Source organism: Aquihabitans sp. McL0605 (assembly GCF_049993875.1).
GTDB lineage: Bacteria > Actinomycetota > Acidimicrobiia > Acidimicrobiales > Iamiaceae > Aquihabitans.
The window spans coordinates 893,152-912,709 of sequence record NZ_CP188252.1; the positions used below are offsets into that span (position 1 = coordinate 893,152).

The window sequence follows — 19,558 nt, forward strand, 5'->3', positions numbered from 1 at the left end:
CCTCACGCGCCGAGCACCTGGTACAGCCTCAGCTGCGGACAGCCCGGCTCGTCGAAGGTGCGGACGAGCTCGGCCCCCTTGGCCCCCTGCCGGTACAGGTTCGGGTAGGCGCGGGTCAGGGCGTCGAGACCGCCGTAGCCCTCGGGCGGCGGGATCAGCAGGTAGTGGGCCTTGAACGTCGCTGGATCGGCCAGCACCGGCTGGAAGTCGCGGTCGCTGGTGATCACGAACTGGTGGGGGTGGTCCGAGTGCATCAGCATCGACGAGACGCACGGGGTGAACGTGTCGGCCACCACCGAGCCCGGCGGCAGGTGCATGGCGTCGATCTGGGCGGCGATGGCACCCGAGCTGGTGACGATGGCCTTGGTGTTGCGATCGCCCTCGCTCATCGCCGCGTCCTTCTGGAGCACCCAGCGCAGCTGCGGCACCTCGCCGACCCCCAGGCGGTGGTCGGTCATCGCCCACGCCGTGGTCGGGATGGCCACCAGCGCGAGCAGGCAGCCGAGGACGATCCCGCTGCCCGCCTTGCGGCCGGCCGTCGAGGGCTTCGGCCGCGACGCGGCACCGGCGCGGGTGGGGCGCGCCGGTGATGCGGGGATGCCCGCGCTCCGCGTCGGCGGCGAGAACAGGTAGGCGATGCACAGCGTCGCCATCACCGCGGAGGGCAGGTGGAGGCGCAGCCAGCCGAACGTCGTCCCGCTCACGAACGTGAGGAAGATGAACGCGGCGATCGTTCCCAGGGCGAGGATCGGCACGAGGATCCGCAGGTCGCGGGACCGCCGGGCGTGCAGCACGCCGGCGACCACCAGGACCGGCAGCAACGGGGCGAACGACAGCATCTGCAGCCCGACGAACACCGGCAGCGGCAGTCCCGTGCCGTGCCCCGGCAGGTTGTCGACGCCGACGGTCTTCACCTGCGACGTGTTGCCGTACTGCGACGTGAGGTACTCGAACGCGGAGCCGGTGATCACCTTGCTCGTGAGCGCCCAGCCCACGAACGCGGCGACGAACGGGATGACGAACACGGCCCCATCGGACAGGGCGATCCACGTGCGGCGGCGGGTCGGGCCCTGCGCCCGCCACCACGACACGCCGAGCACGACCAGGGTGGCCCCCACCGCGGCGACCGCGGCCTCGTACCGGGCCAGGTAGCAGGCACCCAGCCCGATGCCCGACCAGACCAGCGGGGTGAGCCGGCCGGTCAGGACCCAGCGAGCGAGGTACCGGACGCACACGGCGAGGAAGAAGACGTACGGCGCCTCGCTCATGCCGTTGGCGCCGTAGTACACGACCATCGGGTTCAGCGCGAACGCTCCCACCAGCACCCACCGCAGGACCTTGGGGGCACCGGCCTCGCGGACGGCGCCGCGGACCTGCACCACCGCGCCGGCCATGAACAGCGCCGACATGAGCGACCCGGCGTACGCCCGCTCGGTCATGACCGGGAAGATCCCCTTGAGCGCGAAGAACGGCATCGCCGCGAACGACGGCAGCGGGTTCCACACGAACCCGACCGCCGCCACGTGCGGGTCGCGGCTGAACAAGACGTAGAAGCCGTCGGCCACCCGGGACTCGGCGTCGCCGACGATGCTCCCGGCGTGGATCACCAGGTAGGCGCCCACCGCCGCGTAGAAGGTCGAGCAGACGAACCACAGGACCATCCCCGCCGGCGGGCGGCGCAGCACCCGGCCCGCCCAGCGCTGGTGGCGGGCGGTGCGGCGCGAGGCCGTCCCCTCCCACGAGGCCGGCGGGATCCACGCCGCGCCCGCCGCCGCGCCGGTGGCGGTGCGGGTGACGTCGGCCACGGGGACCGCGGCCGGACGGTCCCGGGCGCTGACGAGGAGCAGGTTGCCGGCAGCCACGAGCGCGACGCCCGCGACGCCGATCAGGATGAGGAGGACCACGCTTCGGTCGCCCGGCTCAGTTGACGAACACGAGCAGGATCACCAGCACCGCCAGCAGCCCCACCACCTGGAGCACGGCGAACACCGGCACCGATCCCAGGCGGGCCTTGGCGGGGGCCGGGGACGGCGCCTCGGCCGCGGGCGCCACGGCCCCTGGCGGCACGACCGCCTCTGGGACCGCGGCGGCCGGCCCGGCGGCGGGCGCAGCGGGTGTCACGACCGGTGCTGCGGGTGCCGGTGGGGCCGGCGGTGCGACCGCCTCGGGCGGTGCGACCGGCTCGGGCGACGCGGCCCGGCTCGCACCCAAAAGCGGCGACTCCAGCCACAGCGGCTCCGACGGGCCCGGCGCGGCGGCGAGCACCGACGCCGCCGCGGTCGCCGGGTCATCGGGGACCGCCGGAGGCATGTCGTCGTCGAGGAAGACGTGACCGGGGAAGATCGCCGGGGGGCTCTCGACGAACGGGGCCGTCCGCACCACGGACGGGGCCGCCGCCGACGGGGTCACCTTCGGCGGATCGGTCGGGCGCGGGAGGATCGGTTCGGGCTCGAACGGCTGGGCCAGGAACGACGGAGCGAGCGGCCGGGGCGTCGACGGGCCCGCGGTCACCCGGCGGGCATCGGCCGTGATGCGGTCGGCCTCGGCGCGAGCGTCGTCGATGCGGGCGCCGGCTTGGGCCGACGCCTCGTCGAGCAGCAGCTTCAGCTCGGCGTCGGTCTCGGCGCGGCGGTGCTCGATGAACGCCTGCAGCTGCTCGGCGGCCTGCCCCGCCAGGGCCGGGTCGGCACCCTGGGACGCGGCGTGGCGCTCGGCCGCGTCGGCGGCCAGCACCGCGGCGTCGACCTCGTGGCTGAGGTCGGCGAGCTCCTGCCGGGCGACGGCGATGATCGCGTCGGCCTGCTCGACGGGGATGACGTCGACCAGCTCGGGCACGGGGAGGACGAGGCCGTCCGTGCCGGTCATGCCGGCTCGAACCAGGTGTTGAGGGTGCCCTCGGCGCGCAGCTCGTCGCGGAGCTGGCTGAAGTACGACTCGTCGGCGCCGGACTGGCGACGGCGGCGCTGGCGCCAGCGCAGGCTGTCGAGCGCAGCCGACGCCGGGCGGCGGGCAGGCCACAGCTCCACATCACCGTGGTCGGCGCGCGAGGCGAAGGCATCGGCCGCCGACGCCTCACCCTCGGCGGGGGCCACGGGCAGGCCGGCGAGCTCGTCGCGCGACAGGAGCCCGATGGGCGTGGCCGACGGCCACGGCGGGTCGAGCTCGTCGTCGTCGCCCTTCTTTCCAGCCGCCGGCGCGGGCGGCGCGAGCACGTGGTCGATGCCGGTGGTGTCGGGCCGCAGCTCGCCAAGCAGCTCGGCGGCCTGGCGACGGGCGGTGCTGAGGATCCGGGCGGCTTCGAGGTCGGCGCTGGCCAGCAGCTGGATGGCGGCTTCCTCGGCGTGGGCCCGGCGGGCGGACAGGTCGCGCTGGGCATCGAGCAGCATCGACCCCAGCAGGCGGTGGCTCTCGTCGACCGACTGGAGCTCGGTCGACGCGCTGGCGTGGCGGGCCTTGGCCCGGCCCAGGGCGACCTGGAGCTCGTCCCAGGCGCGACGGGCGTCGGCGAGGTACTGCTCGACGGCCCGGCGCGGGTACGCAGGGACGGGAGCCAGCGACGAGGTGGGAGCTTCGGAGCCTCGGTCCATGGCCGGCGAACCTAAAGGGGCCGGGTGGCGGTCACGTGAACCAGCGGTGAACACGCCCGGGGTCCTCGATGAACCTGTCCGATTCCGCCTCCAGGACCGCGTGGGACCAGGCCGAGGACGGGTCGCGCCACCCGCGCCCGCCCCTCAGGACGTGGGGGCAGCGGGCTGGCGGGCCACCGTCGAGGCCGCCAAGGAGATCAGGAAGGTCTGGATCTTGGCGACGCGCTTGTCGGCCGCCTTCTGCTGCGAGCCACCGAGCCGATCCGTGATGCTCAGGCTCGCCGAGCGGGCCGCCCCCGCACCCGGCACCTGGGCGGCCAGCCGGACGTCGGCGCCGTCGTTCAGCATCATCACGACCCGCTCGTAGCGCGTGCCGAGGTGGCTCTTCACCGGCCACATCCAGTACACGGTGGTCCAGGTCGAGTCGAGCGTGGAGCTCGACCACGACAGCACCCGGGCGGTCAGGCCGCCCAGGTCGACGGTGCGCTGGGACCGCAGCCGGTAGCCGTGGAACTGGTAGCACGCCTCGATCCCGTAGGTCTGGAAGCGGCTGGCGTCGGTGGTGGACACCACGTCGACGGTGACGTGGGTCCGGGTCTTGAAGTCGGTCTTCGAGATGCCGTCCCAGGCCAGGTCGTAGCGGGCCCAGTCGGAGTCCTTGCCGAAGAACTGGCGGCCCCAGCCGAAGTCGGCGATCTTGCGCGACCGCCAGCCGAACGGGTGGCCCGGACGGTCCTGGTACGCGGTCAGCCGGGGCGAGCCGTCGAGGTTGGCGACCAGGTCGTAGCTGCGGAGGTCGGCGTTGGCGAACCCGCAGCACAGCCCGATGACCAGCACCACAGCGATCGCCATGCGGGTGCGGGGCACCACCGGGGGCCGGACGGGGCTCGGCGGGAGCGGGGCCGCACCGGCTGGGTCACCACCTCCGGCCGCTCCAGCCGCCGTCGCCGTCGCCGCATCGGTGGCGAGAGAGGTGCCGGCGGCCCCGAAGCTGAGCCCGAAGCGGCCCATCAGGCAGAGCATGGCGATGACCGCCACGTTGAACAGGATCAGGCCCAGCACCGGGTGGAGCGCGTCGATGGCGAACGCCTGGCCCCAGTACCGGCCGGCCACGAAGATGCCCAGGATGCGGGCCACGTTGAGGACCCACACGAGGGCCAGGCCGGTGAGGAGCCACAGCGCCCGCCGCCACCAGCGGCCCGACAGCTCGAACAGGAACGCCCCGCCGACCAGGGCGTACCCCACCAGGCCGTTGACGCCAGAGCAGGCCGACGCCACGCCGACCGGGAAGCCCTCCTGGCCGTGCTGGATCTGGAAGAGCGAGCCGTCGCCGGGGAGCGGCCTGGCCACACCGGGCATGGCGTGGAGCCCGGCCCGCACCCCCAGCAGCGTGGTGCTCGTGAACAGCTCGATCTGGCGGAGGATCACGGCCGTGTAGGGCAGCGGCCACGCCAGGAAGAGGAACAGCATCGGCAGCCGCAGGCGCCACAGGGTCCGCACGCCGAACAGCAGCACGATGGCGCCGCTGGCGAACAGGGGCAGCGCCAGCAGGTCGATGCGCCAGAGCCAGAACATCGCCGACAGGCGCACGGGCAGGAGCAGGTTGATGGCCAGCGCCACCAGCAGCAGCGGGACGCCGACGATGTAGTCGACCTGCCGGTCGTGGATCGGCGGCTCCCACGTGTCGCGCCGGGCCCGCCGGGCGATCAGCACCAGCGAGATGGCGGGGACCAGGCCGAGGTACGCCAGCGGCGTGTCGACCTGGAGGGTCTTCACCAGCGTGGACAGCGAGTAGTGGAACGCCAGGACCACCGCCACCAGGCACACCGCGATCGTGCGCACGTGGTGGGTCATCGCCCGATCGGCGGCATCTCCCGTGTGGAGCAGGGCCTTCACGGTGCCGACGGGGGCGGTCATCGTCGGTACTGGCAGGGCGCCACGGTGCTCCATCTGCGCGCCGAGCGTCGGTCGCGCCCACCGACCATGACCTGCACCGCAGCCGCGGTCAACGTCGATCGGGCCGATCCCGCGTCATTTCGCCGACCGTTCGCCTCCCGTTCGCCCACCCACCCCGAGCCGTCACCCCCACCCACCCCGAGCCGTAACCGCCCACCCCGCCCCACCCCTCCACGAACTTGTTGCAGCCAGTGCTCCCCTCGACACCCACGGCAACAAGTTCCGGTGTCGTCGCCCCACCCCCACGAACTTGTTGCAGCCACTGCTCCCCTCGACACCCACCGCAACAAGTTCCGGTGTCGTCGCCCCACCCCCACGAACTTGTTGCAGCCACTGCTCCCCTCGACAGCCACCGCAACAAGTTCCCGGCGGTGGGCGGACCTCGCAGTGGGCCCGCGCCCGCCCCCAGCCGAACTTGTTGCAGCCAGCGCTCCATCCGACACCCGCGGCAACAAGTTCCGGAGGGTCTGCGGACCTCGTGCCCGGCGCCTAGATTCCCTGACGGTCCATCAGAAACGACGTGCCAGGGGACGAACGTGACCGAGAACTTCGACGACGCCGCCACGCTGTGGGAGCTGGTGGAGCGACGCGCCGCCGCCACGCCCGACACGGTCCTGCTGATCGACGAGTCGGGCCGGAAGCTCACCTGCGCGGAGTTCCGCGACCAGGCCGAGCGGGCCGCGGCCGGGTTCGCCGCCCGCGGCGTGAAGGCCGGCAGCCGGGTCACCTGGGAGCTGCCGAACCGCTTCGAGACGGTGATCGCCAGCTTCGCCCTGGCCCGCCTCGGCGCCATCCAGAACCCGATCCTCCACTTCTACCGCCACAAGGAGGTCGGCTACGCGATCCGAGCCACCGAGGCCGAGTTCGTGCTGGTCCCGGGCCGGTGGAACGGCTTCGACTTCACCGCCATGGTGACCGAGCTCATCGCCGACCTGCCCGCCCCGCCCGTCGTGATCGACGTGTTCGCCGACCTGCCCGACGGCGACCCGGCCACCCTGGCCGATGTGCCCGCGCCCACCGACGGCGACGAGGTCCGCTGGGTGTACTTCACCTCCGGCACCACGTCCGATCCGAAGGGCGTCCGCCACACCGACCGCACCCTCATCACCGGCGCCAACGGTCTGGCCGTCGCCCTCGATATGAGCCCTGACGACGTCGGCTCGATCGCCTTCCCGTTCAGCCACATCGCCGGCCCCGACTACTTCGGCACCATGCTCCTCGCCGGCTTCGGCGCGGTGCTGTTCGAGGCGTTCGCGCCCGCCACCGCCATCCCGGTCCTCGCCGCCAACGGCGTCACCATGGTGGGCGGCGGCACGGCGTTCTACCAGATGTACCTCGGTGAGCAGCGCAAGGATCCGGCCACCCCGATCATCCCCACGCTCCGCAAGATGTCGGGCGGCGGCGCCCCCATGCCGCCCGAGATCTACGACGAGATCAAGCGCGAGTTCGGGGTCAAGACCTGCCACGGCTACGGCATGACCGAGTGCCCGATGATCTGCGAGGGCTCCCCGCACGACACCGACGAGCAGCTCGCCAACACGGTGGGCAAGCCGGTCACCGGGCTGCAGATGCGCATCGTCACCGAGGACGGTTCGGTCGGCGGCCCCGACGTTGACGGCGAGGTCCGGCTCAAGGGACCCATGGTCTTCGGCGGCTACACCGACCCCGCGGCCACCGCCGACGCGTTCGACGACGACGGCTGGTTCCGCACCGGCGACCTCGGCCACATCCGCCCCGACGGCCACGTCGTCCTCACCGGCCGCCTCAAGGACGTGATCATCCGCAAGGGCGAGAACATCTCCGCCGCCGAGATCGAGAACATCCTCTACGCCCACCCCAAGGTCGGCGACATCGCCGTCATCGGCCTCCCCGACCGCGAGCGCGGCGAGCGGGTCTGCGCCGTGGTGGAGCGGGTGCCCGACGCGTCGCCCGACGACGACCTCACCTTCGACGAGATGGTCGCCACCCTCACCGAGGCCCAGCTCATGCGCCAGAAGATCCCCGAGCAGCTCGAGGTGGTCGACGCCCTCCCCCGCAACGAGACGCTCCGCAAGATCCTCAAGTTCAAGCTCCGCGAGGAGTACGCCACCAAGCCCTGGCCCTGAGCCCGCAGCCCCCGCTCACCCCCTCCCAACCCGGCACCCTTTGCGGCCACCGGAGTCTGCGATCGGTGCCAGGTCGACGGGGAGGGCGGGGGTCAAGCCTTGGCTTCGGCCCAGGTGCGGATGGTGCTGGTCTCGGCGAGGAACCTGACCGTGCGGTCGGGGGCCCAGCGGGCGGCGGCCTCCTGCAGGGCGTCGTCGACCAGGGCGGCGGCGTCGGCGGCGTGCTCGGTGGGGACGTGGACGAGCAGCTCGTCGTGGAGGCACAGCACCACGTGGGCGTCGAGGGCCCGGCCCCTCGCCCGCACGGTGACGGCCCACACCTTGAACAGCTCGGCGGCCGCGCCCTGGACCATGGCGTTGCGGCCGTAGCGCCCTCGGGCCGCCGCCCGGGAGCGGGCCTCGCGCTCGCCCATCGACCCGGGCTGGCCCGGCTCGCCCAGCGCGGCGGAGCCCATGCGGACCAGGCGGCCGCCGTAGGTGCGGAGGTCGGTGCCCACCTGCGCGGCCCGGTCGGCCTCGTCGAGGTACGCCATGGCGACGGGGTACGACCGGCGCAGACCCACCAGGGCGCGAGCCCCCTCCCCCGTCGTCTGGCCGTACATGGCACCCAGGACCGCCACCTTGGCCGTGGCCCGGTCGACGCCGAGCTCCACGGCCACCGGAGCGTAGAGGTCATCGGCCTGGGTGGCGGCGGCCAGGGACCCGTCGCCCGAGACCGACGCCAGGACCCGCGGCTCGATCTGGCCCAGATCGGCGCGGATGAAGACGTGGCCGGGCTCGGCCACCACCCCGCCGCGCAGGTCGGCCGGCATGTTGTGGAGCCCGGCCGACGCGGTCATCCGCCCGGCGGCGCCGTCGGAGCCGGACCACTCCCCCCGGAACCGACCGTCGCCGCCGAGGTTCTCGTCGAGCCACGCGTACCCGAACGTGGTCTGCACCCGCTCGGCCTTGCGCCAGGTGAGGAGGGCGTCGACGAGGGGGTGCACGTCGCGGAGGCCCTCGAGCCGCCAGGCCCGCGTGTCGGGCACCTCGACGCCGACGACCCGCAGCATCGACTTCACCTGGGTGGGGCTGCGCAGGTCGAACCGGATCCCCTGCGGCACGTGCTGGAGGACCACCTCGTCGCGCTGGGACCGCAGGTCGGCGGCCTCCCGCTCGGACTGCGGCCGGGGGCCGACATATGCGCTGACCAGGGATTCCATGGCCGAGCGGTCCATCGGGAGCCCGTCGGTCATCAGCTCCGCGCACAGGAGCTCGGCCGTCGACTCGGCGAAGGCGGTGCGTCGGGCCATGGGCCGGTCGGACCGCGCCGCCACCTCGTCGACCGCCGCGTCCTGGAGGCGTGCCACCTCCAGCAGCACGGCCGCCCAGCGCGCCATCCGCTCCGGCGAGGCCGCCCAGCCGCCATCGATCCAGTCCGGCTTCAGGTGGCCATCGGCGCGGACCGGCTGCTCCGGGTCGAGGTCGTCGTCGCCCTGGTTGAACAGGTCGACCGGGCCGGCGCTCGGGATCTCCGAGGTCGGCAGCCCGTGGAGCCGCGCCCAGATCCGCCCCGGGTCAGCTCGCCACCCACCGAACAGCAGGCGGTGCACCGCCACTGCATCCCAGCTCTTGACCAGCCGCACGCCGTCGGCGGCCAGCGCCACCGCGGTCGCCGCGGACCACACGGCCCACCGCGGCGCGACCGCATCCTCGACCGCCTGGACCGCGGCGGCCGGCGCCGCGGTCTCGATGGCGAGCGAGCGGTCCGCCCAGGCCAGACCCAGCCCGCGGCCCGGCGCGACCACCAGCGCCACGGTGCTCCCCCGCCCCACCCCGGCGTCGACGAGGTGATCGACGACAGCCTGGGGATCCACGTCCCGACCCTACGGTGCCGCCTCGCCGCGACCTCGGGAACCGGCCGTTCGCTAGCGTCGCTCGCATGGCGGATGCGGTGGACCCCGAGCAGCGCACTCCACCGGGGTCCACCGAGCTGTGGTTCCGCCGGCGGGTGGTCACCCGCTTCGCTGCAACCGTCTGGTGGATCGCGGTGCTCGCCTACGGGCTGATCGTGGTCAGCGCCGTGGTCGGGCTCGTGCGCCACTTCGACCCCTGGGCCGCCGTGATCACGGCCGGGCTGGCCCTGGTCATCGGCATCCCCATCGCCCGCCACCTGCGCGATGCACCGGCGATGTGGAAGATGCTTCGCCACGGCGTCTGACGCGTGGCCCCCTCGGCCTAGAGGCCCAGGGTGTACGAGGTCATCGACAGGGAGCCGGCGTCGTAGCCGTCGATCAGCACGTCGAGCGGCTGGCCGGCGGCCGCGGCCAGGCCGGCCAGGTACACCATCGGTAGGAAGTGGTCGGGGGTGGGCACGGCCCGGCGGTGGTCGGGGTGCTCGAGCAGCTTGGCCACCGCACCGGGGTCGATGGTGAGGACCTCGCGGGCGGCGTCGTCGTAGCGGTGGGCCCAGTCGAAGCCCTGCCCGCCCAGACCGAAGTCGATCATGCCCAGGTTGTGCACGATGTTGCCGCTGCCGACGACCAGGATCCCCTGCTCGCGCAGCGGGGCGAGGGCGGCGCCGAGCTGGAGGTGGTGCTCGATCGGCTTGCCGGCATCGACCGACAGCTGGAGGACGGGGATGTCGGCGGCCGGGAAGGCGTGGACGAGCACCGACCAGGTGCCGTGGTCGAGGCCCCAGCTGTCGTGGTCGAGCCCGACCCACATCGGCTTCACGGCTTCGGCCACCTCGTCGGCGATCTCCGGGGAGCCCGGCGCCGGGTACTCCACGGCGAACAGCTCGTCGGGGAACCCGAAGAAGTCGTGGATCGTGCGGGGCCGTGCCATCGCCGTGATCGCCGAGGCGTTGATGTACCAGTGGGCCGACACCACGAGGATCGCCCGGGGCCGCGGGACGCCGGCCCCGAACGCCGACCACGATCGGGTGTAGGCGTTGTCGGCCAACGTGTTCATCGGGTTGCCGTGGCCCAGGAACGCGGCCGGCATCAGGGCGGGAGCGGGGGCGGTCACGTGTCCAGCGTGCCACGCCCCGCGCGCCGGGGGTCAGCCTCCGGGCCGGGTCCCGCCGCCGAGCCCGCTGGGCGGGCCGCCGCTGCCACCGCCGGGGAAGGTGAAGGTCCCGCCGCCGGGGAGCTGCCGGTTCCCGGTGGTCGACGACGAGCCATCGGTGGCCGAGCCGGGGAGGGCCTCGTCCATGTCGGCGAGCACCACCACGTCGCCCTTCGTCAGGCCGCTGGTGATCTCGGTCCAGGTCTGGCCGACCGCCCCGGTCTTCACGGTGGTGGTCTTGACCTTGCCGTCGACGAGCTCCTGCACGGTGGACGTGGCGCCGTCGACCGTGACGGCCGAGGTCGGCACGGCCAGCGCGCGGTCGGCCGCGGAGGTCACGATCACCACCGAGGCCGTCGACCCGTTGCCCATGGCGCTGGTGTCGCCGGTGAGGGCGATGGTCACGAGGTACGACGTCGAGCTCGACGACTCGGGGGCGACGCCGATGCGCACCACCTTTCCGTCGACCGCGTGCTCATCGCCGTCGGGGGTGACGGTGGCGGCCTGGCCGACCTTGACGTCGGGCAGGTGCTTGACGCTGATCGACGTGGTCACCTCGTAGCCGCCCTGGCCGACCACCACGATGGTGGCGGTGGAGGAGCCGGCCGTGACGGCGTCGCCGACGGCCAGGTCCACGGAGGCCACCGTGCCGTCGATGGGGCTGACGATGGCGGCCTGGTCCACGGCCTGCTGGGCCACCGCCAGCTCGTCGGCGGCGGCGTCGACGTGCTTCTGGTAGGCGATGAGGTCCTCGGCCGACGGCGACGACGTGCTGGAGCCGCCGCCCGACCCACCCGAGCCCGAGCCGCTGGGCGTCGAGCCGCCGGACGACCCGAAGCCGCCCGAACCGGAGCCACCGGAGGTGCTCCCGCCGCCGCTGCCGCCGCCGGGGTTGGTGGGCTGGGTCGGCGTGGTGGTCGTGGTGGTGCCCGCGTCCGTCGCCAGCTGGTCGAGCAGCGTGGTGAGCGCGTCGGCCGCGTCGGTGAGCTGCTCCTGCGCCGCGGTCACCTGGGCCTGGGCGTCGAGCACGGCTTGGAGGGCGGTCAGGCAGGCGGCGCTGTCGTCGCCGTTCGCCGCCGTGGTCGTGGTGGTGCCGCCGTCCACGGCGCCGGCGACCGCGTCGCTGGAGCACACCGCGGTGGCGTCGTCGAAGGCCAGCTGGGCGGCGGCGGCGGCGTCGTCGACCGCCTGCTGGGCGTCGAGCACGGCCTGCTGGGCGGCCTTCAGCTCGGCGGACGAGCCCGAGGCCGCCAGGCGACCGAACCCGCCGCTCGACGGCGACCCACCGGACACCGAGCCGACGTCCTCACCCGACAGGGCCAGGGAGAGGGTGAGGTCGGCCTGATCGAGCGCAGCCTGCTTCTCGTGGACGGTGACCTCCAGGTCGGCGACGTCGAGCGACGCCAACGGCGACCCGACGGTGACCTGCTCCCCCACCGACACGTTGACGGCATCGACCGTGCCCGCCACCGGGAAGGCCACGCTGGCCTGGGACACCGGCTCGACGGTGGCGACGCTGTGCAGGACCTGATCGACCGGCTGGGTGCTGGCCGTCGCGGTCCGGTAGCTGGGGCTGGTGTCGGACCGGGCGCTCGCGGCGGCGACGGCGCCGACCAGGACCACGACGGCCACGCCACCCGCGACCAGGCGCTTGGGGGTGAAGACGGTACGCATGCTCACTCGCTCCGAAGGGCGTCGATGGGGGCCAGCCGGGCGGCGCGCGACGCGGGGTAGACCCCGAAGATCACGCCGATGCCGATGGCCATGGCGATGGCGGCCAGGGAGGCCGTGAGGGAGAGGATCACCCGGGTGTCGGTGAAGTGCGGCAGCACCACCGCCCCGAGGACGCCGAGCAGCACGCCGAGCACGCCGCCCGCGAACCCGAGCACCGAGGCCTCCACCAGGAACTGCCGGCGGATGCTGCGGGGGCGGGCGCCGAGCGCCTTGCGGAGGCCGATCTCTCGGATCCGCTCGGTGACCGACACCAGCATGATGTTCATCACGCCGATCCCGCCGACGAGCAGCGAGATGACCGCGATCCCGCCGAGCATCACGGTCATGGTCTTGTCGACCGAGGTGGCGGCGCTGAGGATCGACTCCTGCGTGGCGATGGAGAAGTCGGCGTCGGAGGCGTTGGTGATGCCGTGCAGGTTCAGGAGCATGGCGTTGGTCTCCTGGTAGGCGGCCGAGAGCGAGGCCGACGAGGTGGCCTTCACGTAGATCGAGCTGACCGAGTCGCGGGTCGACCCGCCCACCAGGCGCTCCGAGTACGTGGAGGACGGCACGATGGCCAGGTCGTTGTTCGACGTCTCGTCCGACGAGCTGAGCTCCTCGAGCACGCCGATCACCTTCAGCTTCGAGCCGTCGTAGGTGACGTACTGGCCGACCGGGTTGCCCGTGGTGAACAGCTCCGACGCCGTGTCGGGCCCGAGCACCACCACGGCGGCGGCGTCCTTCTCGTCGGCCGCGGTGAGGAAGCGGCCCGAGGTCACGTCGCGCGAGCGCACCTCCTTCCACGACTCGGTCGTGCCGGTGAGCGTCGTCGTCCAGTTGGCGGTGCCGTTCGTGAGCGACACCGAGCTGGTCGCCGTGGCGGCGACGGCCTGCACGTCGGGAGCCGCGTCGGCGTCGGAGATCGCCTTGGCGTCCTCGACGGTGAGCGTCGACGACGAGCCGAAGCCGCCGCGCACGCCGGTGCTGCTGGTGGTGCTGCCGGGCGAGACCACGAGGAGGTTGGTGCCCAGCTCGTTGATCTGGTCGCGCACGTCGGCCTTGGCGCCGTTGCCCAGGCCCACGGTGAGGATCACCGCGGTGATCCCGATCAGGATCCCGAGCATCGTGAGCGCCGAGCGGAGGCGGTGGGTGCGCACCGCCTCGGTGGCGGTGCGGACGGTGTCACGCCAGTGCATCGATGGCCTCCAGCGTGCGGACCTGGCCGTCGTGGATCTGGATGACCCGCTCGGCCCGCTCGGCCACGTCGTGCTCGTGGGTGATCAGGATGATCGAGCGGCCCTGGCGGTGCAGGTCGTCGAGCAGGTCGAGCACGTCCGCGGTCGACGCGGAGTCGAGGTTGCCGGTGGGCTCGTCGGCGAGGATCAGCGCCGGCTCGGTCACCAGGGCGCGGGCGATGGCCACGCGCTGCTGCTGGCCGCCGGACAGCTCACCCGGCTTGTGGTCGGCCCGGTCGGCCAGGCCCACCTGGGCCAGCGCCGCGAGCGCCCGGTCGCGGCGCTCAGCCCGATCGGTGCCCGTGTACACGAGCGGCAGCTCGACGTTGCGCCACGCCGACAGGTACGGCAGCAGGTTGAACTGCTGGAACACGAACCCGATGTGGCGGTTGCGGACGTCGGCGAGGCGGTCCTCGTCGAGCGAGGCCACGTCCTCGTCGGCCAGGCGGAAGGTCCCCACCGTCGGCGTGTCGAGGCACCCGAGGATGTGCATGAGCGTCGACTTCCCCGAGCCCGACGGCCCGACGATGGCGACGAACTCGCCCTGCTCGATCGTCAGCGAGACGTCTCGGAGGGCGTGCACCTCGAGCGACCCGGTGGCGTAGGTCTTGCCCACGCCCACCAGCTCGATGACGGCGCTCACGAGCCACCGCCCGGCGTCAGGGCCGGGCCGCCGGTCGGTGCGTTCCCGCCGCCAGTGCCGCCGAGGCGGCCGGGGAGCTCGATGACGACCGACTCGCCGGCCTTGAGGCCGTCGGTGATCTGGACCATCGTCCCGGAGGTGAGGCCGGTCGTGACGGTGCGGGTCTCGGTGCCGCTGCTCGTCTGGACCTTCACGCTCGACGTGCCATCGGTGTTGGTGGTGACGGCGAAGGCCGGGACCTGCACGGCGTCGTCGACCTGGGCGTAGGTGATGGCGACGGTCACGTCGGCACCCACGTTGAACGCGCCCGTGGTGTCGCTGAACCCGATGGTCACCGGGTACGACGCCACGCCCGAGCTGGCGTCGGCGACGGTGCCCACGGTCAGCACGCCGCCGGTCACGCCTCCGCTGGAGCCGCCGGCAGCGGAGGTCTGGCTCCCGGCACTCGACGCGGCGGTCGTGGTGGTCGACCCCTGCTGCTGCTGCTGTGGGCCGAAGCCCCCGAACCCGCCGAAGCCGCCGCCGAACCCGCCGCGGCTGCTGGAGCTCGACGAGGTGGAGATGGTGACCGACGCCGCCTGACCGGGCTTGATGTTGGCGATGTCGGTGGCACCGAAGCCGAGGTCGACGGTGAACGAGCCGGTGCTGACCAGCGAGATGTCAGCCGCTGAGGTGGTGTCGCTGCCCGACCCGGTGCTGCCGGTGCTGCCGGTGGTTCCCCCGCTCGCCGGAAGCGAGCTGGCGCTGTTGCCGCTGCCGCTGGCCGACCCGGTCTGGTCGGTGCCGCCGCTGCCCCCGCTGCTGAGCTCCTCGCCCGTGGTCACACCCACCGATGCGACCGTGCCGTCGATGGTGGCCACGAGCTTGGCGCCGTCGAGGGCCTCGTTGGCGGCGTCGAGCTGGTCCTGCGCCGAGGTGAGGCTCGACTGGTCGGCCTCGATCTGGGCGTCGGAGGCGCTGGCGTCCTCGTCGTCGGAGAGCTTCGCCTGGGCATCGGCGAGGGTGGACTCGGCCGAGCTCACGTCGGCCTGGAGGGCGGCGGAGTCGATCTCGGCGAGCACGTCGCCGGCCTTGACCTCGTCGCCGGCCTTCACGTTCACCGCGGTGACCGTGCCGGCCGCGCTGAAGTTCAGGTCCTCGGTCTTGGCGGCGGCCACGGTGCCGTCGGCGGAGACGGTCTTCGCCATCGTCCCCTCCGTGGCGGTGACCACCCGGTCGGTCGCCGTGTTCTGGGCCGACGCGTCATCGTCGGGACGGAAGGCGAACCACCCTCCGAGGGCGAGCAACGCCACGAGGGGCATCACCACCCAGGGCTTCTTCATCTGCTGTGCGAGCGATCGCAACGTGGTCTCCTCGGATGCGGGATGTGCTTCGTGTTCTGGGGTGGGCCTGGGCCGCGCTGGGGGCCCAGGGGAACCTGGGGGGAGCGGACGGACGACGGCCACCCGGAGGCGGGGAAGGTCCTCGAGCCGGGCGCCGGGCGCTCCCCAGTGCCCTGGCGCCCAGCTCGGAACCGTTCGGAGCCCCGACCAGGCGGGGCGGTCGGGGCTCCGAGGATGTGGTGATCAGGTGCCGGTGATGGATCCGCCGGTCGTACCGCCCGAGGACGAGCCGGTACCGGAGCCGGAGCTGCCGGTGCCCGGGGCGCCGCCCGTCCCGGTCCCGTTGCCGCCGGGACCGGCGCCGAACCCGCCGCGCTCGAAGTCGCCGACCCGGATGTTGGTGGCGGTGACGACGTCGCCGGAGGTGTCGCCGGTGACCACGACGGTGTCGCCCTTGGCGATGTCGCTGACCTTGATCAACTCGGTGATCGAGACGACCGTGTCGCTGCTGGTGGTCACCGTGACGGTTGTGCCGTCGGACGACTTCACCGTGATGGTGCCGCCGTCGACCTTCGTGATCGTGCCCGACGTGAAGCCGCCCATGCCGGACGGGCCGCCTTGGCCGGTGGGAGGCGTGGCCCCGTTGGGCGCCTGGCCGCCCGTGCCGGTGCCGCCGCCCGGCGCGCCCTCAGGTGGGGTACCGCCGCCGAAGCCGCCGCGGCCGGTCGGGGCCACGTCACCGCTGTCGATGATGCGCTGCGCCGCCACCGAGCTGCCGGAGGTGGACCCCATGACCACGACGTTGTCGCCTTCGGCCAGATCGCTGACCTTGCCCTCGGAGGACCTCGTCACCGTGGTGTCATCGGTGGTCTTGACCGTGGTCACGGTGCCGTCGGTACCGCTGACCTCGAGCGTGCCGGACTCGTTGGAGCTGACCGTGCCGACGGTGCCGCGGCCGAACCCGCCCGGGCCGCCGAAGCCGCCGTAGCCGGGCGCTCCGGTGTTGGTGCCGGCGGCGCCGTTGGTGGCGACGTTGCCGTTCGCCGACGCGTTCGAGCTCGACGACCCGTGGCCCAGGACGAACCCGGCCCCGACGGCGATGACTGCGGCCACCGCGCCCGCAGCCACCCAGGCCTTCCAGCCGGGCGACGGCTTGTCCTCGGCCGGAGCCGCGCCCGGCCCGTCGCCGGTGGGCGGGCCACCGAACGGCGGGCCGCCGGGGGTGGCGCCTGTGGGCGGGAGGGCCGTGAACGCGCCCGCGGCCGCTGCGCCCGCGACGGGCGCGACCGGGGGGAGGGCGCTGCCCGCCGCGGGGGGACCGTCTGCGGTGGGGGGCAAGGAGGTGGGGGGCGACGCGATGGCGGGGTCGTCCGGCACGGTCGAGGGCATCGACGAACCGCCCGCGGCCGGTGGCGCGAAGGGTGGCACACCACCGGCCGCCGGGGGCTCGGTTGGGGAGGACGGGGAGACGGGAGCCGGCCCGGCGCGGCCTTCGACGGAGGGATCCGGAGGCTCGGCGCTCGGGTTGGTGGGGTCGGACATGGTGGGAGCGCTCCTTGTGCTGACCCGCACCTGCAGGTCGAAGTGGACCGCACTCTCCGCTCGAACCCTCAGAGAACCCTCCGCGTCGACGCAGACCTCCCGCCAAGTTCAGGCGACCTCCACCCCCCTCCTCTCCGCCCCCGAACTTGTTGCAGCCAGTGCTCCCCTCGACACTCCCTGCAACAAGTTCCCCGCTCCCCGCCGCACCGCCCCGCACCACTGACGAACCTTGTTGCAGCCAGTGCTCCCCTCGACACTCCCTGCAACAAGTTTGTGTCGTCGGGCGGTGGCCAAGCAGCCGGTGCCTGGGGTGGGTGGTGGGTCAGCCGGCGGCCGCGAGGGCCGACCGGATCCAGGTGACGACGAGCGCGGGTCGGTCGTTGAGATCGTCCCACCGGACGCGGATCACCCGCCACCCGCTGGCCATGAGCTCGTTGTCGCGCTTCCGATCAGCCTCCGCCTGCAGCGGTGACCCGTGGTGTCGATGGCCATCGAGCTCGACGATCACCCGTTCGGCCTCCCACAAGCAGTCGACCCGACCGATCCACTCGGAGTCGCCCACCTCCACCTCGAACCGTGGCAACGGCAGGCCCGCCGAGGCGAACAGCTCGCGCGCTCGCCGCTCCAGCTCCGACGCTGGGGCGATGTAGCCCTCACCCATCGCCTCCAACCGCTGCCGCATCGCCACCGTGCCCCGTCGACCCCTCCTGGCCAGCGCGAAGAACACCTGCTGGAGCTGCCGAACGGTGCAGAGCCCGCGATGGATCAGATCGTCGACATCCCTCTCGAATCGCTTCGCTGGCACCACTCCACCGAGGTCGAACGCCGTGCGGGCGGGCGTCGTCACCGCGATCCCGAACCTGGTGGTGACGTGCGATGGAGGGAGCCACAGAGATCCATGGACCAGGCCTCGGTCGGTACGTTGCGATCGGCCGTGGGGCCGGGTGACCTCGAGGATGCGACCGTCATAGCCGGGTACGGCCCAGAGCTGGCCGCCCGACCGGTGGGAGGCAGCCGCGTCCGGCGCCGCGACCAGCACGCTCAGCAGGATTCGCTGGTGAACGCTGGGTGGAGCGGCGCGGACCACGTACACACCCTGGTGGGCGCGCTCGCACCAACCGGAGCCGACGAGCCGACGCAAGACCCCCACGCTCATACCCAGATCCATCGCCTGCTTGTAGGTGAAGATGCCGTGCTGCCGCGCCGCCCGTCCCGCCACGTATCTTTCAGCATCTTTCATGACATTATGGTGCCACTATGCGTCGACGCAGGGCAACGGGGTGCCACCCATGAGGATCCATCTCGCCGGTCCCCTCCCCGAACTTGTTGCCAGGGATGTCGCAGGCAGCACTGGCCGCAACATGTTCCGGCGGCCGCCGGTCCCCTCCCCGAACTTGTTGCCAGGGATGTCGCATCGAGCAATGGCTGCAACAAGTTCCGGCGGCCACCGAGTCCCCTCCCGAACTTGTTGCCAGGGATGTCGCAGGTAGCAGTGGCTGCAACAAGTTCGGGGGCGGGGACCGGGCTCGGACCAGGCCGAGGACCTGGGCGCCGGGGTCAGCGGGGGAGGCGGAGGGAGTAGCCGACGCCGCGGACCGTGTGGATCAGCGCGGGCTCGGTGGCGTCGATCTTCTGGCGGAGGTAGCTGATGTAGGTCTCGAGGACGCTGGCGTTGCCGGCGAAGGTGTAGTCCCAGACCGCTTCGAGGATCTGATCGCGGGTGAGGACCCGGCGGGCGTTGGCCAGGAGGTAGCGCAGCAGCTTGTACTCGGTGGGGGTGAGCTCGATCAGGCGGCCGTCGCGCCAGACGTCGCGGGTCTCCTCGTCGAGCTCGAGGTCGGCGAAGGTGAGCTTGGACTCGCCGGCGCCGGCTCCCGACGAGCGGCGCAGCACCGCCTTCACCCGCTCGATCAGCTCCTCGATGCTGAAGGGCTTGGTGACGTAGTCGTCGCTGCCGAGCCGGAGGCCCTGGACCTTGTCCTGGGTGGCGTCCTTGGCGGTGAGGAAGATGACGGGGACCCGGGTGGCGGCTCCTTCGTCGAGGCGGAGGCGGCGGGCCACCTCGAAGCCGTCGAGGTCGGGGAGCATCACGTCGAGCACGATGAGGTCGGGGGAACGGCGGCCGACCGCGTCGAGGGCCTCGCGCCCGGTTGCGGCCCGCTCCACCTCGAAGCCCTGGTAGCCGAGGGCCATGGCGAGGAGCTCGGTGATGTGCTCCTCGTCGTCGACCACGAGGATGCGAGGCGCGGTGGAGTCGGTGTCGGGTCCGACGTTCGTGGAGGCCATGGCGTCACCGTACGGGCAGGTCGCGCTGGGGGGAAGGACCAGGGCGAATGTCCCAGGGAACTCCCAGCATCGACGGAGAGGGCGTGGAGCAGATCGCCGCACGATCGTCTCCATGAGCACC

15 protein-coding genes are annotated in these 19,558 nt (G+C 72.8%); 2 read left to right on the forward strand and 13 right to left on the reverse strand.

Annotated elements, in window-relative coordinates; genetic code table 11:
* Nucleotides 1-2: 2 nt before the first annotated feature.
* The 4 genes from ACPPVX_RS03990 to ACPPVX_RS04005 all read right to left on the reverse strand — a co-directional run bounded on the left by ACPPVX_RS03990 (nucleotide 3) and on the right by ACPPVX_RS04005 (nucleotide 5,504).
* A complete protein-coding gene (locus ACPPVX_RS03990) occupies nucleotides 3-1,904 on the reverse strand; it encodes a hypothetical protein (protein WP_426573600.1) in 1,902 nt (633 codons plus the stop codon).
* A 16-nt stretch (nucleotides 1,905-1,920) separates the two neighbouring features.
* Nucleotides 1,921-2,865 carry a hypothetical protein gene (locus tag ACPPVX_RS03995; RefSeq protein WP_426573601.1) on the reverse strand — a complete coding sequence of 315 codons (945 nt, stop codon included), beginning with the start codon at nucleotides 2,863-2,865 and terminating at the stop codon, nucleotides 1,921-1,923.
* Nucleotides 2,862-3,587, reverse strand: a complete 726-nt coding sequence (locus ACPPVX_RS04000; RefSeq protein WP_426573602.1) for a hypothetical protein — start codon at nucleotides 3,585-3,587, stop codon at nucleotides 2,862-2,864. Before ACPPVX_RS04000 ends, ACPPVX_RS03995 begins: the two co-directional genes overlap by 4 nt.
* 144 nt (nucleotides 3,588-3,731) lie before the next feature.
* The gene (locus ACPPVX_RS04005; protein ID WP_426573603.1) at nucleotides 3,732-5,504 is read right to left on the reverse strand and encodes an exosortase/archaeosortase family protein; all 1,773 of its coding nucleotides are present in this window, start codon (nucleotides 5,502-5,504) and stop codon (nucleotides 3,732-3,734) included.
* 575 nt (nucleotides 5,505-6,079) lie between these two features.
* Here ACPPVX_RS04005 and ACPPVX_RS04010 point away from each other — a divergent pair.
* A complete protein-coding gene (locus tag ACPPVX_RS04010) occupies nucleotides 6,080-7,648 on the forward strand; it encodes a class I adenylate-forming enzyme family protein (protein ID WP_426573604.1) in 1,569 nt (522 codons plus the stop codon).
* A 92-nt stretch (nucleotides 7,649-7,740) separates the two neighbouring features.
* Here the strand turns inward: ACPPVX_RS04010 and ACPPVX_RS04015 are convergent, their stop codons facing one another.
* Nucleotides 7,741-9,504, reverse strand: coding sequence for a DNA polymerase (locus ACPPVX_RS04015; RefSeq protein ID WP_426573605.1), 1,764 nt, complete (start codon nucleotides 9,502-9,504; stop codon nucleotides 7,741-7,743).
* 65 nt (nucleotides 9,505-9,569) lie between these two features.
* On the opposite strand from ACPPVX_RS04015, the gene ACPPVX_RS04020 reads away from it, so the two are divergent.
* Nucleotides 9,570-9,848 carry a hypothetical protein gene (locus ACPPVX_RS04020; protein ID WP_426573606.1) on the forward strand — a complete coding sequence of 93 codons (279 nt, stop codon included), beginning with the start codon at nucleotides 9,570-9,572 and terminating at the stop codon, nucleotides 9,846-9,848.
* A gap of 17 nt (nucleotides 9,849-9,865) precedes the next feature.
* On the opposite strand, the gene ygiD is transcribed toward ACPPVX_RS04020, so the two are convergent.
* From ygiD to ACPPVX_RS04060, 8 genes are all read right to left on the reverse strand, one after another.
* Nucleotides 9,866-10,633 carry a 4,5-DOPA dioxygenase extradiol gene (gene ygiD / locus ACPPVX_RS04025; protein WP_426574986.1) on the reverse strand — a complete coding sequence of 256 codons (768 nt, stop codon included), beginning with the start codon at nucleotides 10,631-10,633 and terminating at the stop codon, nucleotides 9,866-9,868.
* Between the two features lie 57 nt (nucleotides 10,634-10,690).
* Nucleotides 10,691-12,370, reverse strand: a complete 1,680-nt coding sequence (locus ACPPVX_RS04030) for an HlyD family efflux transporter periplasmic adaptor subunit (RefSeq protein ID WP_426573607.1) — start codon at nucleotides 12,368-12,370, stop codon at nucleotides 10,691-10,693.
* A 2-nt stretch (nucleotides 12,371-12,372) separates the two neighbouring features.
* Complete coding sequence (locus tag ACPPVX_RS04035; protein ID WP_426573608.1) at nucleotides 12,373-13,605, reverse strand: ABC transporter permease; 1,233 nt, start codon at nucleotides 13,603-13,605, stop codon at nucleotides 12,373-12,375.
* The gene (locus tag ACPPVX_RS04040) at nucleotides 13,592-14,287 is read right to left on the reverse strand and encodes an ABC transporter ATP-binding protein (RefSeq protein ID WP_426573609.1); all 696 of its coding nucleotides are present in this window, start codon (nucleotides 14,285-14,287) and stop codon (nucleotides 13,592-13,594) included. The genes ACPPVX_RS04035 and ACPPVX_RS04040 overlap by 14 nt, the downstream gene beginning before the upstream one ends.
* Complete coding sequence (locus tag ACPPVX_RS04045) at nucleotides 14,284-15,630, reverse strand: efflux RND transporter periplasmic adaptor subunit (protein ID WP_426573610.1); 1,347 nt, start codon at nucleotides 15,628-15,630, stop codon at nucleotides 14,284-14,286. Before ACPPVX_RS04045 ends, ACPPVX_RS04040 begins: the two co-directional genes overlap by 4 nt.
* Before the next feature lie 222 nt (nucleotides 15,631-15,852).
* Nucleotides 15,853-16,998, reverse strand: a complete 1,146-nt coding sequence (locus ACPPVX_RS04050; protein ID WP_426573611.1) for a hypothetical protein — start codon at nucleotides 16,996-16,998, stop codon at nucleotides 15,853-15,855.
* A 475-nt stretch (nucleotides 16,999-17,473) separates the two neighbouring features.
* Entirely contained in the window at nucleotides 17,474-18,391 is a 918-nt protein-coding gene (locus ACPPVX_RS04055; protein ID WP_426573612.1) for a type IV toxin-antitoxin system AbiEi family antitoxin domain-containing protein, read from the reverse strand.
* Nucleotides 18,392-18,708: 317 nt separating this feature from the next.
* Nucleotides 18,709-19,437: a response regulator transcription factor gene (locus ACPPVX_RS04060; RefSeq protein ID WP_426573613.1), complete on the reverse strand. Its 729-nt coding sequence runs from the start codon at nucleotides 19,435-19,437 to the stop codon at nucleotides 18,709-18,711.
* Between the last annotated feature and the right edge of the window lie 121 nt (nucleotides 19,438-19,558).

What these genes read in the sequence shown, in the direction of transcription:
- ACPPVX_RS04060 (WP_426573613.1), bottom strand. Translation starts at nt 19,437, where the DNA reads ATGGCCTCCACGAACGTCGGACCCGACACCGACTCCACCGCGCCTCGC.
- ACPPVX_RS04020 (WP_426573606.1), top strand. Translation starts at nt 9,570, where the DNA reads ATGGCGGATGCGGTGGACCCCGAGCAGCGCACTCCACCGGGGTCCACC.
- ACPPVX_RS04030 (WP_426573607.1), bottom strand. Translation starts at nt 12,370, where the DNA reads ATGCGTACCGTCTTCACCCCCAAGCGCCTGGTCGCGGGTGGCGTGGCC.
- ACPPVX_RS04055 (WP_426573612.1), bottom strand. Translation starts at nt 18,391, where the DNA reads ATGAAAGATGCTGAAAGATACGTGGCGGGACGGGCGGCGCGGCAGCAC.
- ACPPVX_RS04005 (WP_426573603.1), bottom strand. Translation starts at nt 5,504, where the DNA reads ATGACCGCCCCCGTCGGCACCGTGAAGGCCCTGCTCCACACGGGAGAT.
- ACPPVX_RS04000 (WP_426573602.1), bottom strand. Translation starts at nt 3,587, where the DNA reads ATGGACCGAGGCTCCGAAGCTCCCACCTCGTCGCTGGCTCCCGTCCCT.
- ACPPVX_RS04050 (WP_426573611.1), bottom strand. Translation starts at nt 16,998, where the DNA reads ATGCCCTCGACCGTGCCGGACGACCCCGCCATCGCGTCGCCCCCCACC.
- ygiD (WP_426574986.1), bottom strand. Translation starts at nt 10,633, where the DNA reads ATGCCGGCCGCGTTCCTGGGCCACGGCAACCCGATGAACACGTTGGCC.
- ACPPVX_RS04035 (WP_426573608.1), bottom strand. Translation starts at nt 13,605, where the DNA reads ATGCACTGGCGTGACACCGTCCGCACCGCCACCGAGGCGGTGCGCACC.
- ACPPVX_RS03995 (WP_426573601.1), bottom strand. Translation starts at nt 2,865, where the DNA reads ATGACCGGCACGGACGGCCTCGTCCTCCCCGTGCCCGAGCTGGTCGAC.